The organism is Paenarthrobacter sp. YJN-D (genome assembly GCF_015040335.1).
Lineage (GTDB): Bacteria > Actinomycetota > Actinomycetes > Actinomycetales > Micrococcaceae > Arthrobacter > Arthrobacter nicotinovorans.
Genome location: NZ_CP053549.1, coordinates 508,864 through 524,364 on the forward strand (window position 1 = coordinate 508,864; position 15,501 = coordinate 524,364).

The following is a 15,501-nucleotide window of genomic DNA, read 5'->3' on the forward strand; positions in this document are numbered from 1 at the left end:
TTAGTGATGAGGGGCGGTCTACTTGACCGCGCCGCCGGTGGTCCCCGCGGCGATGTATTTCTGGGCCGCGACCAAAAGGACGATGGCCGGGATGGAGGCGAGTACCGCCGTCGCCATGACCGAACTCCAGTCGTTCACATACGCGCCGATGTACTGGAAGATGCCCAACGTGACCGGCCGGACGGCCTCCGTGGTGGTCAGGGTGAGGGCGAACAGGAAATCGCTCCAGGCGAACAGGAACGTGAACAGGCCCGCGGTAATCAGCGAGTTTCGGCTCAGCGGAAGGACGATCGACCAGAACGCCCGGAGATGTCCGGCGCCGTCCACCCTTGCCGCTTCGATCACCGAGGACGGCATGCCGTTCATGAAGGCGCGGATAATGAGGATCGCGAAGGGAATGCCGTGCGCCGAATCCGCGAGTATCAGGCCGGGGATGGAGTTGAGCAAACCGAGGTCGTTGTACGCGGTGTACAGGGCGTTGGCCACCACGATCCCCGGAATCATCTGGCTGATCAGGATCGCGAAAAGGACTATTCCGGCGCCGCGGACTTTGAAATAGGCCAAGGCGTACGCGGCCGGGGCCGCGATGGCAAGGCTTAATGCCACGCTGCCCAGCGAGATGATCAGGCTCGTCCCGAGGTTCCCTGCCTGTTCGCTGATGGCCGTGGCGTAGCCGGTGAAATCGGGTTTCAACGGGATCCAGGAGGTCTCCAGGGTGGTGCCGTTGGGCTGGAGCGAAGCGTTGACCATCCAGTACACGGGGAAGAGCATGATGGCCAGGAAGAACAGGGCCAGCGCCGTGTAGCCCCAGTTCCTGCGGCCCGGGGTGCTTGCTGCCTTGCGGCGTATGGGTGCATGCAGTGCGGTTGTCATGGGGTCCTCACTCGTCCACGGCGCGTCGGCTGGCCCGCAGGTACAAGACCGCGAAGACCAGGGAAATGATTACCAGCACGTTGCCCAAAGCCGCACCTTCACCGAACTTGAACTCGTGGAAGGACAGATCGTAGGACTGCGTGGCGATGGTTTGGGTGGAGTTGGCCGGGCCCCCGTTGGTCAGGCCCAGGATGATGTCCAGCACCTTGAGTGTGTACACGACCCCCAGTACCAAGACCACGCTGACCACCGGGCGGAGCATGGGCCAGGTGATGTGCCGGAACGATTTCCATCCGGTGGCACCATCAAGGGATCCGGCCTCGTAGAGCTCATCCGGGATCTCCTGAAGACCTCCGTAAAGAATGGTCAGGTTGAACGGGATACCAATCCAGATATTCACACCCACCACTGCAACCAGGGCCAGTGACGTACTGGTCAGCCATGGAACGCCGGTATCAATGATGCCGATGTCTCCCAGGAAGCGGTTCAGTGCTCCGCTGTCTTTGTCCAGGATCCAGCGCCACACGGCGCTGGAGACAATCAGCGGCAGCAGCCAGGGGAGAAGAAGCAGGGACCTCAGGATGCCGTTGAGCGGAAACTTGCGCTGGAAGAAGATCGCCAATGCGAGCCCGATCACGAACTGCCCAAGGATGGAGCCGATGGTGAACAGTGCGGTATTCAGCAACGACGTGGAGAATAACGACGACGACAGTACCGTCACGTAGTTGGCGAACCCCACCCACGGGGCTTCACCCGTGAAGAACGTGGCCGTGGTGTAGTCCTGGAAACTCATGACGACGTTCTTGACCACGGGGTAGCCGAAGAACAATGCCATGTAGATGACGGCCGGTACGAGGAACAGCCACTGGAAAAAACGTTCCTTGCGTTGACGGCCAAACCGCCGCGGACCCCGTGGGGTCACCCGTGAGTGCTCCTTGGGCGGGCTCCCCGGGGGGAGTCCCGCTGTTTCAGATACATCCGTTGTCAATGACATGGCCGGCTGCTTACTGGCCTTGGGCTTGCTTGAGGGCATCAGCGGGGGAGGCATTGCCGGTCAGTGCGGTTTGGATGGCGGTGTAGATCTTGGTGGCTTGCGCCGGCCATTCTTCGCCGAGTTCTCCGGTTCGTGCGCGGGCTGTCTTGATCAGTTCAGTAAACGTTGCGAGCTTGGGGTTTTCGCTGGCGAACTTGTCGGCCAAGGTGGTCTTGGACGGAATCGTGTTACGGACCTTGGCCATTGCCAACTGGTTCTCGTCGCTGTTCAGGCAGGCAACCACTTCGGCAGCCTTGGCCTGGCGGGCTTTGTTTCCTGTCTGGGGCACGGTCCATACTTCACCGCCGAGAGGGGCAACCGCGGTCTGCCCGGCTTCACGGACGGGGATCTTCACGACGCCGTATTGCAGGGTTGGCTGCTTGTCCAGGGCCGGGATCTGCCACGGACCGTTGACCATCATGGCCGCCTTTCCTGCCATGAACTGGTCCTTCACATCCGCCTGGGTCCAGTTCAGTGCCGATGACGATACTGAGCCGCTCTTGACCAGGTCGGTCCACAGCTGGAGCGCCTGCTCCGTCTCCTTGGTGTCGATCTTCTTCTCGTCGCCGCCGTTGGACCACATGACCGGAAGGAACTGCCAGGTGCCCTCGTAGGTGGGGTTGGCGTTGAAGGCCAGCCCGTACTGGTCTCCCGCGGTGAGTTTCGCCGCGGCGGCCTTGAGTTCGTCCCAAGTGGTGGGAGGCGTAACGCCGGCCTTGTCCAGAATGTCCTTGTTGTAGAACAGGGCGATCGTGTTCACCGTGGGAGCCAGTCCGTAGACCTTGTCCTTGTACGTTCCGGCACTCAGGACGCCTTCGGCAAAGTTGTCGGTACTGATCTTGAAGTCCGCCAAGGGAGCCAGGGCACCCGTCGCGGCTATCTGCTGCAAATCAGGGTTATCCAGCATCAGTACATCCGGCAGGGTCTTGGACGACGACTGCTGGAGCACTTTGGATATGAGTGATTTACCGGGGACGGTCTCACGCTTGATGGTGACCCCTGCTTTGGTACCACAAGCAGTGAGGGCGTCGCCGATGAATGACTTGTCCGGTTCGTTGTTGTAGTAGTCCATGACCGAGACCTCGGTGACGGCTTCCGAGGATGATGCTGCGGAGGAGGATCCGCAGCCGGAGAGGGCAAGCGGCAATCCGACCAAGGCAGCGACGGCCAGGGCGGTGGGGCGGGTTTTCCTATGTGCTGACTTCATTGTCTGTTCCTTTTTCTTCGGGTGATAAAGGTAGTTGCGGCATCATCGATGCGTATCGACGATGCGTATCGATAAAGTTGTTGATACTGGAATGGGGCAGGGTTAATGCGGGGAAATGCTAGCTGCCGTGGGGTGGACGGAGCGTGCTGCCACGGTGCGTAACCACCGTGGGTACCAGTTCCAGGGATTCGTGTGGTCCCGGAGTTCCGGTTTCGAGGAGTTCGCAAATAATTTGTACAGCGCGCCGGGATACTTCCTTCGGGCGCAGATCGATGGTCGAAAGTGGCACGGGCTGCAGTTCGGCAAGGGTGGGAGAAGCGCTGCCGATGATGGAAACGTCCTTGCCGGGCGTTAGGCCACGCGCTGCCAGTGCGCGGCGGAGGATGTCCTGGATGGTGCGGTCAGGCGCAATGAAGGCCGGCACACCCTCCGCGGCGGCCAGCGCTTTGTCCACGGAATCCGTGATGGTTGCCACGTCAGCCCCTCCCGGGAAGTGCTGTACGGATACCCCCACGGATTCGGCTGCTCGGTCAACTCCGCGCATGAACCGGTCAACGTAATTCACGTGGCGGTTGACGACCGCCGGCTGCCATTCGATCATCGAGATGACTGAGTGTCCTGCGGCTGCCAGGTCACGGACGCATTGGCTGCCTGCCATCTCGAAATCCGCATCGATGCAGACCAGTCCGGAGGGATCCCGGGGGATGCCGATGAGCAGCACGGGGACATTGAGTGTCCTCGCTACGGGAAGTCGTTCGTCCTCGTCCTCCACCTGCATCAGGATCAAACCATCACAGATCTGCTGGCCCACCACCCTGCGGAGTCCTGCAGCGCCTTCGTCCTCGGTGACCAGCAGGATGTCGTGATCGAACTGCCTTGCTGTTGAGGCAATCACGGAAACGAATTCCATGAGGGAAGCCATTTCCAGCTCTGGAATGAAGGGGATGACCAAGCCGATCACGCGCGTCCTGCGCCCGGCCAAGGCGCGGGCCCCGGCGTTCGGCTGGTACGTCAGCTCTTCGATGGCAGCTTCGACTTTTTTCCGGGTCTTTTCGGATATGGGGCGCTTGCCGCTCAGGACGTACGACACCGTACTCTGTGCAACGCCGGCGGCCTGGGCAACGTCCTTGCTGGTGGGCATTGCCAGGCCTCCTCAAGCTCTGTTGAACGGTGATGTGCAGTGAACAAAAATGATGTTGTCGATACGTATCGTCGATGCGTATCGAAAAAAGTATGACATGCGACACATCATTCGTGCAATGCTTTGGTGCAACCGCGTTGTCAGCTCAGGTGGTCAAAGTCGCCCCGCGCCCACGCGGCATGCCGCGCGGCGGAGTTCCGAAGAACAGCTTTTGCGTCGGACCGGATGACGTTGTTGAAGTTGCCGTAGATCCGGTCAAAGGTCAGTTCGTCCAGCTGGGCGGCGATCCGCAACGCCACAGAACCTGACAGCGGCAAGTGGTTGGGGTAGCTCCGCATGAAGGAAACGGATCGGCGGTCCGGATTGGGAAAGACACTGTCGCCGGTCAGCAGGACTCCTCGACCTTCGGCCCCGGCTGCCCAGTGCACCACGGCGCTGCCGCGAAAATGGCCTCCGGTTTGGTGGAGTGTCAGCCCGTCGGCAATGTCGAAAGTTCCGGACCAGAAGGAGACCGCGGGGTCCTGACGTCCCAGCCACTCCCTATCCGCTTCTGGCACCAGAACCGGAATTCCGCCCAGCCGTTGTGACCATTCCACCTGTACTCCGTACATATGCGGATGGCTGGCCGCGACGGCCAGGACCGGCCCGCGTCCCAGGACCATGTTCACCGCGTGGTCGTCCAGGTATCCGGGTGGATCCCACAACAGCGAACCGGCGGGAGTCACGACGAGTTGGGCCGTCTGGCCGATACCGACTTTCGGTTGCGTTCCGATTCCCATTAGTCCTGGTTCGTTATCTACCAAGACTGATTGCTGGCCGGCAGTGGCCAGCCCCTCCAGGGAAAGCCACTGCTGTCCGGCTTCGGGCACGTATTGCCGTTCGTCGGTGCAGATGGGGCACAGATCGGGTACGGGTTCCTCGCGTTCGACAGCGCACGCTGCGCAGATCAACATGGCTTCTCCTCCCTGGGCGTCTGCCCACACTATGCCAGCAGAAAGTCCTCGTGGAAGGGGCGCCGTGGGGATCGTCACGCATGAAAACGGGTGCCAAATATGCGCGACGGGGTTTTCACCTGCATAGTTAATGTCTTGGGCTTGCATCGATGGGTACAGTCACCGCAAGAATGCAAGACGGAAACGAACAGGGGCTCGACTTGGCAGGGAATGCAACCTTCCGGCACAGCAATACCGCATTGCTCTCGGTGAGCAGCGTTGAAGCTCCCAGAATTGTGAGTTCGACGGATTTCGACCATAGGTTGGCTGCCACGCTGAAACGGCTGAAGTTTCCGCCGCGGTTGCTTGAGCGCGTGGCCGGAGTGACGCATCGAAGGTGGTGGGCAGCCGGTACGTCCTTCGACGATGCAGCAGTGGATGCCGGGGCAAAAGCCTTGGCCGAGGCCGGCGTCGAAGCTTCCGAAGTCGGCCTGCTCATCAACACCTCGGTGACAAGGCGCAACCTGGAACCCTCTGTTGCCGTGAAGATCCACCACGAGCTGGGCCTGCCGTCGTCGGCCATGAACTTTGACCTGGCCAATGCCTGCCTGGGTTTCGTGAACGGCTTGATCCTTGCGGCCAACATGATCGACTCCGGCCAGATTAAGTACGCCGTGATCGTCAATGGTGAAGATGCCCAAAGCACCCAGGAAGCTACCTTGGCGCGCCTGCAGCGGCCGGAGACCACCCGGGACGATTTCAACCGCGAATTCGCCACACTGACACTGGGATCCGGCGCCGCCGCCGCTGTCCTCGGCCCCGCGAACGAGCACCCGGGTGCGCATCGGCTAGTGGGCGGAGTGATGAGGGCCGGCACCGAACACCACGAATTGTGTGTGGGCGGCATTGACGGCATGAGCACCGATACGAAGGGCCTGCTTGACGGCGGCCTACAACTGGTGGTGGATGCCTGGCACGAGGCCATGCCCGACTGGGACTGGGCTGCCATGGACCGCTACGTGACCCATCAGGTCAGCAACGCCTATACACAGGCCATCATCAATGCCATCGATCTCGATCCCGACAAAGTCCCCATCACCTTCCCGCACTGGGGCAACGTTGGCCCTGCCTCCCTCCCCATGACCCTCGCTGCTGAGGCCCAGTCGCTGAGTTCCGGTGACCGGATCTTGTGCATGGGTGTGGGTTCCGGTCTTAACGCGGGGATGGTGGAGATCGTTTGGTAGCCACCAGCTGGCCAGGCGTGGATCCTGCATGGTCCCGGTCGATCGACGTCACGTCAACATCGGCGGTGGATGCTCCCGGCACCACGCGGCGCTGGCACATTCTGGACAACGGTGCCCAGCTTGCCAGACGGGGACTGACCCCCATTGGCACGCTGCTGTGCGTTCATGGCAACCCAACCTGGTCCTATTTGTGGCGGACTCTGTTGTCTGCCGGATCCAACCCGGCCCATCCGTGGCGGGTAGTGGCTGTTGATCAACTGGACATGGGGTTTTCCGAGCGGACCGGCACCTTCCGCCGCTTGCAGGACCGGATCAACGATCTTGGCGACTTGAGCGATGCCTTGGAGCTCCAAGGACCGGTCACCACAGTAGGTCACGACTGGGGTGGAGTTATCAGCCTGGGCTGGGCGCTGGCGCACCAGGAACAGCTGGCCGGCGTGGTCCTGACGAATACCGCGGTCCATCAGCCGTCCGGTTCGCCCATCCCGCCGGCACTTCGCCTCGCTTTGCACCCTGCGGTGCACCGTTGGGGAACCACGACATCGGACGCCTTTTTGCGTGTCACCCATTCCCTCGCGCACCCACCACTGGCTGCCGATATTCGCAAGGCCTACATGGCGCCCTATCGTGGCGTGCAACGACGGGCCGGGGTGGGTAACTTCGTAGCCGACATCCCGGTAGATGCAACGCACCCCAGTTTCCCGGCTCTGCATAGTATCGCAGAGGGCCTCCGTGGCCTGAAGGTCCCGGCACTCATGATGTGGGGCCCAAGGGATCCCATCTTCTCCGACAGGTACCTCAAGGACCTCATCGATCGGCTCCCGCACTCTGACGTACACCGCTTTGAAGGTGCTGGCCACCTGGTGGCCGAGGACCGGGACATTGCGTCACCACTCTTTCAGTGGCTCGGCGCGAATGAACCGACCCCTTCCAGCCAACAGGCGCTTTCCAGCCACTCAAGCCTGCCCGACCCAGGCCAGCAAAGTGCCGAGGGGAACGGCCCGCCCCGGTTCCGTCCGTTCTGGGATTCTGTTGACGTGTTGGCAACGGGAACGGCCAGTGCAGAAACTGCTGTGGCCGAAATGGGTCCGGACGGCACTGTCAGCCGCTCGCTGACATGGCACCAGCTGCACCGGAACATCCTGGACCTCGAGGCCGGACTGCGGGACATGGGCGTCGGTAAGGGAAGTCGCGTGAGCCTGATGGTCCCTCCCGGTGTGGATCTCACGGTCACCCTGTATGCCTGTTTGCGCCTCGGCGCCGTGGTAGTGGTTGCTGATGCGGGTCTGGGAACCAAAGGCCTGAGCCGGGCGGTGAAGGGTGCAACCGCGGACTTCATCGTCGGTATCGACAAGGCCCTGCTCGCGGCATCGCTGCTCGGGTGGCCCGGACGGCGGATCAGCGTGCGCGACCTGCCGGCCGTGCGGCGTCGTACCTTCGGGGTGGAAACCTCACTGGACGCCCTAATGCGGCGGGGCGCCGAGAGACCGGCAGCACAATCACCGGAATCAAGCGATCCCGATGCGCCGGCCGCAGTGCTTTTCACCTCCGGTTCCACCGGCCCCGCGAAAGGGGTCCTCTACACGCACCGCCAATTGACGGCAATGCGGGATACCGTAGCCGGGTCGTTCGGCATCAAGGAAGGGTCCCGGCTCGTTGCGGGGTTCGCACCGTTTGCCCTCTTGGGCCCGGCGCTTGGCGCGGTTTCCGTCACTCCGGACATGGATGTTACGGCCCCCCGGACCCTGACGGCGCGGGCCTTGGCTGATGCTGTGACTGCCATCGACGCTACGGTGGTCTTCGCGGCGCCTGCGGCCCTCCACAATGTCGTGGCCACCGGCGACGCCTTGGACGAAACAGGGCGTGCGGCGTTGGGCCGTGTCAGCTTGCTCTTGTCCGCCGGGGCGCCGGTGCCCGAACCATTGCTTGTTGACGTGCAGAAGATCCTGCCGGGAGCGTCGTTGCACACCCCCTATGGCATGACGGAGGCACTCCCGGTCACGGACATCAGCCTCGAGGAAATCCAGGCGGCAGAAGCGGAAGCGGCAGCCGGATCTGTTCCCGGTGCCGGGAACGGCGTGTGCGTCGGAACGCCGGTGCAGGGTGCCCGCTTGGCGATCATCCCCTTGGAAGCGGACGGTACGGCGTCCGGGTCGGTTCCCGTCACAAGCCCGGGCGTAACCGGCGAAATCCTGGTGAGCGCGCCGCACGTCAAGGAAGCCTATGACAGGCTTTGGCTCACCCAGCAGGTGAGCGTCAATCCTGCTGGATGGCACCGCACCGGTGACGTAGGCCATTTCGACGCCGTTGGGCGGCTTTGGGTGGAAGGCCGCCTCGCCCACGTCGTGACCGCGCCCGGCGCTGTGGTGACACCGGTGGGCGCTGAGCAAGCCATTGAACGGTTGGATAGCATCCGCCTGGCTGCGATCGTGGGAGTGGGGCCGGTCGGCACCCAGGCTGTTGCCGCCGTCGTCGAAACTGTCCCGCCTGTCCGCAAAGCGGGTCCGGCCACGCCGCAGCTTGCCGGCCACGTCAGGCGCGCGGCGCATGATGCCGGCGTCCAGGTGTCGGCCGTCCTGGCGGTACCTGCCCAGCCGACCGATATCCGGCACAACGCGAAGATCGACAGGGCCCGCTTGGCCCGATGGGCTTCGCGCGTCCTGGCCGGCGGCCGTCCGGGAACGCCATGAGGGTCCTTATCACCGGTGCCAGCGGGCTGCTCGGGGGCGAAGTAGCCCGCTTGCTGGTCCGGCAGGGCCATGACGTGACCACCTTCCAGAGACGGCCTTCCGGAGTTGTCGGCGCTGTGGATGTTTGCGGATCTGTGACGGATGGATCCGCCGTCATGCGCGCCGTGGACGGCACGGAAGGGATCATCCACCTGGCTGCGAAGGTCTCGTTCGCCGGCCGTGCCGAGGACTTCCATGCCATCAACGTCGAAGGAACCCAGCGTCTGATTGACGCCGCGCGGGCGGCCGGAGTGGGGGACACCGTGTTTGTCTCTTCTCCATCGGTTGCGAACTCCGGGCAGGCGATCGCCGGTCTCGGTGCGGAAACGGCCGACCCGTTGCGCGCCCACGGTCACTACTCACGCACCAAGGCGGAAGCAGAGCTGCTTGCCTTGGCCGCGGATTCTCCGGGCTTCCGGGTTGCCGCCGTCCGGCCACACATTGTGTGGGGTCCCGGCGATACGCAGCTGGTGGAGCGCGTCCTGGCGCGGGCCAATAGCAACCGCTTGCCCCTCCTGGATGCCGGTGCAGCCCTCATCGACACTACCTACGTGGACAATGCTGCGTCTGCGATTGTTGCTGCCCTGCACCGGATGGATGCTGTTCATGGCAGGGCCGTGGTGGTCAGCAACGGTGAGCCGCGACCCATCGGCGAGCTGCTGGCAGGGATCTGTGCTGCGGGTGGCGTGCAGGCGCCGTCGTGGACAGTGCCGGGTGTTGCAGCGAGGGCGGCAGGAGCCGTGGTTGAGAAACTGTGGACGTGGGCAGCCCGTAAGGAGGAACCTCCCATGACCAGGTTCCTTGCCGAGCAGCTTTCAACAGCCCACTGGTTTGACCAGTGTGAAACCCGCCGGCTCCTCGATTGGTCGCCGGAGGTGTCCCTCGACGAGGGGTTGGCCAGGCTTGCGGAGTATTACGGGCAGGGAAGGGGCGGGGCTGCAAGCAGGGCAGCTGCGGGAGCGCCGCCTTGGACATGACGCTGAACCTCTACCGAAAGGGCTGACATGGCACTGAAAGCTGGAACCCACGTTGAGTGGAACACTCCCCAGGGCAAGACACACGGCAAAATCATTGAAAAGAAGACCAGCGACTTCCAGCTGGATGGCAACACCCACCGTGCCAGCGAAGACGAGCCGCAATACGTGGTGGAATCGGACAAAACCGGAGCGCGGGCGGCCCATAAGGGTTCCGCGCTCACCGAGGTGCAATAGCCCGACGGTCAGGGTTTCTCTTTTTCCGGGGCCGGACGTGGCAATGAGGTGCCCTGAAGCTGGCGAAGAGCCAGCAACGGAAACAGCAGGACGGAGAGCATTCCTGCGCCGACCAACGCTGATGCGATGCCACTGGAGATCAGATCGTGATCCCTGCCAATGGCCGTGACAGCCACGATGACCGGCAAACCCGTGGCACCAAAAAGAACGATCGCGCGCTTCGCGGCCGCCGTGGCGCCCACCGGCGCTGCCAGCACGCAGGGCAATCCACGGACCAGGAGGAGCAAGCCGAGGAACAACGGAACCATCGCCAAGGCCAGGGGACTCGACGTCAAGGAAGCCAGCTCGAAGTCAATGCCCGTGTCGATAAAGAAGACCGGGACCAAGAACCCGAAGGCGATCGCGTCGACTTTCCTCTCGATGACGGTCCGCTCCGCCTCCGGCGCCCGGGCGATGGCAACTTTCCACAGCACCCCCGCCGCGAAAGCCCCCAGCAACATGTCAAGACCCAGCAGCGTACTTAGGACCACCAGCAAGCTGAGGATAAGCATGATGGACCGTACGGCGAACTGTCCGCTGGTGTGGAGTGTCCGGGTGATGTGCGAATGGAACAGTACGTGCCGTGAGCGCGAGGCCAGGAATATCGCTGCTGCCGTCAGGAGAACGAATCCAAGAAGCACTGCGGATGCTGCTCCCAGCTGCCTGCCGCTGAAGAAGAGCGAGATGGCGACCAGAGGGCCAAACTCGCCCACGGCTCCCAAAGCGGTGACGGCGATGCCAGTCGGCGTCTTCGCCTGGCCGGCGTCCCGCAGGATGGGCAGCAGGGTGCCCAACGCGGTGGAACAGAGCGCGACGCCGATAATCACCGCCGGCTCGGCGGCGGACGTCAGAGCAAAGCCGGCAGCCACGCCGGCCGCCAGGGAGATGACCCAGCCGGCGGAAGCCCGGCCAAGGGGACGGCCGCGTATCGCCCTGAAGTCGATTTCGTTGCCGGCGACGAAGAACAGCATGGCCAGCCCGAAGTCGGCCAAAGTATCCGTGAACTGGGTGGACTGGACCCAACCCAGCAGGCTGGGTCCGAGGAGCATGCCAAGGACGATCTCGAAAACCACGATTGGCACTTTCACCGCGCGCTCCACGAAGCGTGCGGCGAGGGGTGCTGCGACGGCCGTGGCCGCGATGAGGACCAGGGACACGGACAAGCTTTGCATCACGGGTCCCTTCGATTTCCGGACCGCTTCGGGTGATGTTGGCGCACAGCTCTACTCCCACCGTGGGACGTGGCGTGTCAGGGTTTTCCGGGCCATTCCCGGCCGGCCCAGGGGTCGTAATCGGCAATAAGCTCCTGCTGTAGGGGACGGTCCGGTTCCGGAACGTGCTGCAGGTTGACCCGGACCCGGTACCACAGCGAGCTCGATCCGCGCATGCCGTCGATCAGAACGTCTGCCGGATGCAGTTTGGGAACGACGCCTTCGTGAAGTTCCTTCCATTGCTCGAGGGCTTTAAGCGCTTCAGGCTTGGTCTTGGTCCGCGCTACCTCGATCAGAGGCATTGAGGATGTCCGTCGGCCGGAACCATCACCGGCACGCGGTGCCTTCTCAGCCGGGCCGAGTTCTGCGGCCAAGGCAAGCAGCCCGTCCAGCGAGCCGGCCGCGTCATCGATTCCGGAATGCGGATCACCTATCGCGGCGAATCGTTCCGGAACAGTTAGTACCGTGAACTGTTCCGGGCGCGCGGAGCGGACTTCATCCCAGGTGAGCGGCATGGAGACCCGGGCGTCGGGCCGCGACCGAATGGAGTAGGCGGATGCCACCGTGCGGTCCTTGGCATTTTGGTTGAAGTCCACGAAGACGCTCTCACCCCGTTCTTCCTTCCACCACCTTGCGGTGGCGAGCCCTGGCGCCCGGTTCTCCACCTCGCGTGCGAGGGTCTCGGCGGCCAACCGAACGTCCCTGAAGGTCCATCGGGGCGCAATCCGGACCAGGACGTGAAGTCCGCGTGAACCGCTTGTCTTGGGCCAGCCAACCAGCCCGACATCGCCGAGCACCTCACGCGCAACATACGCGGTGTCCACTATCTGCGACCAGTCCACCCCAGGCATGGGGTCGAGATCGACACGGAGTTCGTCGGGGTGTTCCAGGTCTTCTGCCCTGACCGGGTGGGGGTTGAGGTCCAGGCACCCCAGGTTGACCACCCACGCCAGGCCCGCGGCATCACGTATGACGGTCTCCTCCGCAGACGTCCCGGATGAATAGTGCAGCGTTGCAGTGTCGATGAAGCCGGGGTGGTTTTCCGGGACCCGTTTTTGGAAGAAAGGCTCCTCGTCAATGCCTTTTGGGAAGCGCTTCAGCACCATCGGCCTGCCGGCGGCCCCTCGGAGTGCACCTTCGGCAACGTCCAGGTAATAGCGGACAAGATCGAGCTTGCTCAACCCTGGCTCGCGAAAGACCACTTTGTCCGGGTTGGAGATACGGACTTCGGCGCCGCCAATGTCGAGTATCTCCGCCGGTGTCTTGGAGGGGCTCATGCGGTCACGCTAGCAATGAACAGCGGATCCAACCAGAGCGCGGGGAAGGAAAAATTGAAACCTTGGCTGTCTGCTGCGTAGGGAGAATCCGCGGACTGGCTTTAAAAATATAAGTGGGTATGGTGTTGTCATAAGCAAAGAACAAGGAGATGGAAATGTCCGGTAAATCACCCAATGGTGCAAAAACGAAAAAGCAGGGCAAGACCATTCTGGAAAAGCGGGCGGAAAAGCGGGCAAAGGCTGAAACAAGCGAAACCGTCTTTTCCAAGCCCAGGAAAAACCAACGATAAGCCGTGCCGAGGCCGCCCACAATGGCGTGGGGCCTCGGCAGTTAGCAGGTGGCGCCATGCCTCGGCGGGCTTCATAGAGAACAGTTACTGTCGCTTGGAATTGAGAGTTGCAGCAATGGAAAACCAGATTTTGCCCAAGATAGTTGCCTTGATTGTGCCTGCCCGCTTGGCTGAGCGGGTTCGCCTGGAGGAAATCGGACAAACAGTGGAAGCGTGCCAGTCAATCGTCGAAGGAAATGTTGAAGCAATAGACGGGCAAGGCTGGCATGTCCTTCTGAACGACCAGGCAATTCATATTCCTTTGCCCCTGAATCCGCGCGCAGAGGTCCTGATGCGTGAAGCGGGCACGTCCTTGGAAGACACCGTCAGCGGCAATGCCGTGTTCCTGGGACACGGAACCGGGGGATTGGAGAAGGACGTCCCCGACTACCTCGTGGGCCTGGCGGAGCGCCTGTTCGAGGTCCGGCTGGCGGCGTAGGCCGGACCTGCTCCCAGGCGTTGATGAGGCTGGCCGACTATATTGGCCATGTCAGCCCACCACCACAATTGAGGGAGCTTGCACAGCATGGCCAAAGAACTTGCCACCCAACTCATTGAACAACTCCAAGCTGCGGGCGTGCAGCGGATTTATGGAATCGTGGGCGACAGCCTCAATCCAATTGTTGACGCTGTCCGTCAGACAGGCGGCTCGAAAAACGGGGGCATTGACTGGATCCACGTCCGCCACGAGGAGGCGGCTGCATTTGCTGCTGCGGCTGAAGCGCAACTAACGGGAAAGCTGGCCGTCTGCGCAGGATCTTGTGGTCCAGGCAACCTTCACCTGATCAACGGCCTGTACGACGCTAACCGCACCGGCGCTCCGGTCCTGGCCATTGCGTCACATATTCCGAGCAGGCAGATTGGCAGCGGCTTCTTCCAGGAGACCCACCCGGACCGGCTCTTCAACGAGTGCTCCGTGTACTCCGAGCTCATCAGCACCCCCGAGCAAGCTCCACGTGTCATGCATAGCGCCATCCAGAATGCGGTTGGCCTGGGGGGAGTGGCCGTCGTGACGCTTCCCGGCGACATTGCAGATCTTGAGGCGGGAGCACCGACGCCCCTTCCGGCGACGTTCCGTCCCGCCAGTCTGGTGCCTGACCAGGCGAGTGTCCGCGAGCTGGCGGATGCCATTAACGACGCCGGAAAGGTGGCCATTTTCGCCGGAGCAGGCGTTGCGGGCGCCCACGACGAATTGATCTCACTGGCTGAGCTGATCAACGCGCCCATTGGGCACTCGTTGCGGGGCAAGGACTTTGTCCAGTACGACAACCCGTTCGATATCGGCATGACGGGCTTGCTGGGTTACGGAGCTGCGGCGGAAGGCATCGAGGACGCGGATCTGTTGATCCTTCTCGGGACGGACTTCCCGTACGACCAGTTCCTTCCGGACACCCGGACAGCCCAAGTGGACCGGGCGGCGCAGCGCCTGGGGCGACGCACCGACGTCGACATTGCCGTTCACGGTGACGTGCTGCCCACCCTGAACGCCCTCCTGCCACTGGTCCGGCCCAAGAAGAACCGCCGCTTCCTCGACCAGATGCTCAAGAAGCACGATCGCCTGATGAACAAGGCGGTGGGGGCCTACACCCGCAAAGTGGAAAAGAAACAACCCATCCACCCGGAATATGCCGCTTCGCTCTTGGACCAGGTAGCGGCCGAAGACGCGGTTTTCACCGCCGATACCGGCATGTGCAACGTCTGGACGGCGCGCTACATCAATCCCCTGGGGACCCGTCGCCTCATTGGCTCCTACCTCCATGGGTCCATGGCCAACGCGCTTCCGCATGCCATCGGCGCCCAGGTGGCCTATCCGGAGCGACAGGTGGTGTCTGTCTCCGGTGACGGAGGCCTTTCAATGCTGCTCGGCGAGCTCGTGACCGTGGCCGCACACCAGTTGCCTGTGAAGGTGGTTGTGTTCAATAACTCCACCTTGGGCATGGTGAAGCTGGAGATGCTGGTGGATGGGCTGCCGGACTTCGGCGTGGATGTTCCCGACGCCAATTATGCCGCGGTGGCCAAGGCCCTGGGCTTCCACGCCGTGCGGGTCACGGACCCCGCCGACATTGAAGGTGCCTACCGCGCCGCGTTCGCCCATCCCGGGCCAGCCTTGGTGGAACTCATCACCGACCCCAATGCGCTGTCCATTCCGCCGAAGATTTCCGGATCCCAGGTCATTGGATTCGCCACGGCCATGTCCAAGGTGGTCCTGAACCGGGGCGCCGGAGAAGCTGTGAGCATGGCACGCAGCAATCTCCGGAACATTCCCCGGCGTTAG

At 62.6% G+C, this 15,501-nt stretch carries 14 protein-coding genes; 7 read left to right on the forward strand and 7 right to left on the reverse strand.

Annotated elements, in window-relative coordinates; genetic code table 11:
• Positions 1–18 precede the first annotated feature (18 nt).
• The 5 genes from HMI60_RS02405 to HMI60_RS02425 form a co-directional block, all read right to left on the reverse strand.
• Positions 19–873: a carbohydrate ABC transporter permease gene (locus tag HMI60_RS02405; protein ID WP_039241100.1), complete on the reverse strand. Its 855-nt coding sequence runs from the start codon at positions 871–873 to the stop codon at positions 19–21.
• 7 nt (positions 874–880) lie between these two features.
• Positions 881–1,867 (reverse strand): carbohydrate ABC transporter permease, encoded by a 987-nt coding sequence (locus HMI60_RS02410; protein WP_039241102.1) that lies wholly within the window; start codon positions 1,865–1,867, stop codon positions 881–883.
• A gap of 10 nt (positions 1,868–1,877) precedes the next feature.
• On the reverse strand, positions 1,878–3,113 hold the full coding sequence (locus tag HMI60_RS02415; RefSeq protein WP_018779663.1) for a sugar ABC transporter substrate-binding protein: 1,236 nt from the start codon (positions 3,111–3,113) through the stop codon (positions 1,878–1,880).
• Positions 3,114–3,231: 118 nt separating this feature from the next.
• The gene (locus HMI60_RS02420) at positions 3,232–4,254 is read right to left on the reverse strand and encodes a LacI family DNA-binding transcriptional regulator (RefSeq protein ID WP_193590486.1); all 1,023 of its coding nucleotides are present in this window, start codon (positions 4,252–4,254) and stop codon (positions 3,232–3,234) included.
• Positions 4,255–4,394: 140 nt separating this feature from the next.
• A complete protein-coding gene (locus HMI60_RS02425; RefSeq protein ID WP_193590487.1) occupies positions 4,395–5,207 on the reverse strand; it encodes a hydrolase in 813 nt (270 codons plus the stop codon).
• Between the two features lie 170 nt (positions 5,208–5,377).
• Here HMI60_RS02425 and HMI60_RS02430 point away from each other — a divergent pair, with 170 nt between their 5' ends.
• Genes HMI60_RS02430 through HMI60_RS02445 form a run of 4 tightly spaced genes read left to right on the forward strand, consistent with a single transcriptional unit; the run spans position 5,378 to position 10,370 of the window.
• Entirely contained in the window at positions 5,378–6,430 is a 1,053-nt protein-coding gene (locus HMI60_RS02430; protein WP_018779660.1) for a 3-oxoacyl-ACP synthase III, read from the forward strand.
• Positions 6,424–9,120, forward strand: coding sequence for an alpha/beta fold hydrolase (locus tag HMI60_RS02435; RefSeq protein ID WP_193590488.1), 2,697 nt, complete (start codon positions 6,424–6,426; stop codon positions 9,118–9,120). The genes HMI60_RS02430 and HMI60_RS02435 overlap by 7 nt, the downstream gene beginning before the upstream one ends.
• Positions 9,117–10,136 carry an NAD(P)-dependent oxidoreductase gene (locus HMI60_RS02440; protein WP_193590489.1) on the forward strand — a complete coding sequence of 340 codons (1,020 nt, stop codon included), beginning with the start codon at positions 9,117–9,119 and terminating at the stop codon, positions 10,134–10,136. The genes HMI60_RS02435 and HMI60_RS02440 overlap by 4 nt, the downstream gene beginning before the upstream one ends.
• 27 nt (positions 10,137–10,163) lie before the next feature.
• The gene (locus HMI60_RS02445; RefSeq protein ID WP_193590490.1) at positions 10,164–10,370 is read left to right on the forward strand and encodes a DUF2945 domain-containing protein; all 207 of its coding nucleotides are present in this window, start codon (positions 10,164–10,166) and stop codon (positions 10,368–10,370) included.
• An 8-nt stretch (positions 10,371–10,378) separates the two neighbouring features.
• Here the strand turns inward: HMI60_RS02445 and HMI60_RS02450 are convergent, their stop codons facing one another.
• Positions 10,379–11,581 (reverse strand): cation:proton antiporter, encoded by a 1,203-nt coding sequence (locus tag HMI60_RS02450; protein WP_193590491.1) that lies wholly within the window; start codon positions 11,579–11,581, stop codon positions 10,379–10,381.
• A gap of 77 nt (positions 11,582–11,658) precedes the next feature.
• Positions 11,659–12,897, reverse strand: coding sequence for a non-homologous end-joining DNA ligase (gene ligD / locus HMI60_RS02455; RefSeq protein ID WP_193590492.1), 1,239 nt, complete (start codon positions 12,895–12,897; stop codon positions 11,659–11,661).
• 155 nt (positions 12,898–13,052) lie between these two features.
• Here ligD and HMI60_RS21150 point away from each other — a divergent pair, with 155 nt between their 5' ends.
• The 3 genes from HMI60_RS21150 to HMI60_RS02465 all read left to right on the forward strand — a co-directional run bounded on the left by HMI60_RS21150 (position 13,053) and on the right by HMI60_RS02465 (position 15,501).
• A complete protein-coding gene (locus tag HMI60_RS21150; protein ID WP_255520230.1) occupies positions 13,053–13,187 on the forward strand; it encodes a hypothetical protein in 135 nt (44 codons plus the stop codon).
• Positions 13,188–13,302: 115 nt separating this feature from the next.
• On the forward strand, positions 13,303–13,665 hold the full coding sequence (locus HMI60_RS02460) for a hypothetical protein (protein ID WP_193590493.1): 363 nt from the start codon (positions 13,303–13,305) through the stop codon (positions 13,663–13,665).
• A gap of 87 nt (positions 13,666–13,752) precedes the next feature.
• Entirely contained in the window at positions 13,753–15,501 is a 1,749-nt protein-coding gene (locus HMI60_RS02465) for a pyruvate dehydrogenase (protein ID WP_193590494.1), read from the forward strand.

What these genes read in the sequence shown, in the direction of transcription:
- HMI60_RS02415 (WP_018779663.1), bottom strand. Translation starts at nt 3,113, where the DNA reads ATGAAGTCAGCACATAGGAAAACCCGCCCCACCGCCCTGGCCGTCGCT.
- HMI60_RS02425 (WP_193590487.1), bottom strand. Translation starts at nt 5,207, where the DNA reads ATGTTGATCTGCGCAGCGTGCGCTGTCGAACGCGAGGAACCCGTACCC.
- HMI60_RS02465 (WP_193590494.1), top strand. Translation starts at nt 13,753, where the DNA reads ATGGCCAAAGAACTTGCCACCCAACTCATTGAACAACTCCAAGCTGCG.
- HMI60_RS02460 (WP_193590493.1), top strand. Translation starts at nt 13,303, where the DNA reads ATGGAAAACCAGATTTTGCCCAAGATAGTTGCCTTGATTGTGCCTGCC.
- HMI60_RS02410 (WP_039241102.1), bottom strand. Translation starts at nt 1,867, where the DNA reads ATGTCATTGACAACGGATGTATCTGAAACAGCGGGACTCCCCCCGGGG.
- HMI60_RS02445 (WP_193590490.1), top strand. Translation starts at nt 10,164, where the DNA reads ATGGCACTGAAAGCTGGAACCCACGTTGAGTGGAACACTCCCCAGGGC.
- HMI60_RS21150 (WP_255520230.1), top strand. Translation starts at nt 13,053, where the DNA reads ATGTCCGGTAAATCACCCAATGGTGCAAAAACGAAAAAGCAGGGCAAG.
- ligD (WP_193590492.1), bottom strand. Translation starts at nt 12,897, where the DNA reads ATGAGCCCCTCCAAGACACCGGCGGAGATACTCGACATTGGCGGCGCC.
- HMI60_RS02420 (WP_193590486.1), bottom strand. Translation starts at nt 4,254, where the DNA reads ATGCCCACCAGCAAGGACGTTGCCCAGGCCGCCGGCGTTGCACAGAGT.
- HMI60_RS02440 (WP_193590489.1), top strand. Translation starts at nt 9,117, where the DNA reads ATGAGGGTCCTTATCACCGGTGCCAGCGGGCTGCTCGGGGGCGAAGTA.
- HMI60_RS02430 (WP_018779660.1), top strand. Translation starts at nt 5,378, where the DNA reads ATGCAAGACGGAAACGAACAGGGGCTCGACTTGGCAGGGAATGCAACC.
- HMI60_RS02450 (WP_193590491.1), bottom strand. Translation starts at nt 11,581, where the DNA reads ATGCAAAGCTTGTCCGTGTCCCTGGTCCTCATCGCGGCCACGGCCGTC.
- HMI60_RS02405 (WP_039241100.1), bottom strand. Translation starts at nt 873, where the DNA reads ATGACAACCGCACTGCATGCACCCATACGCCGCAAGGCAGCAAGCACC.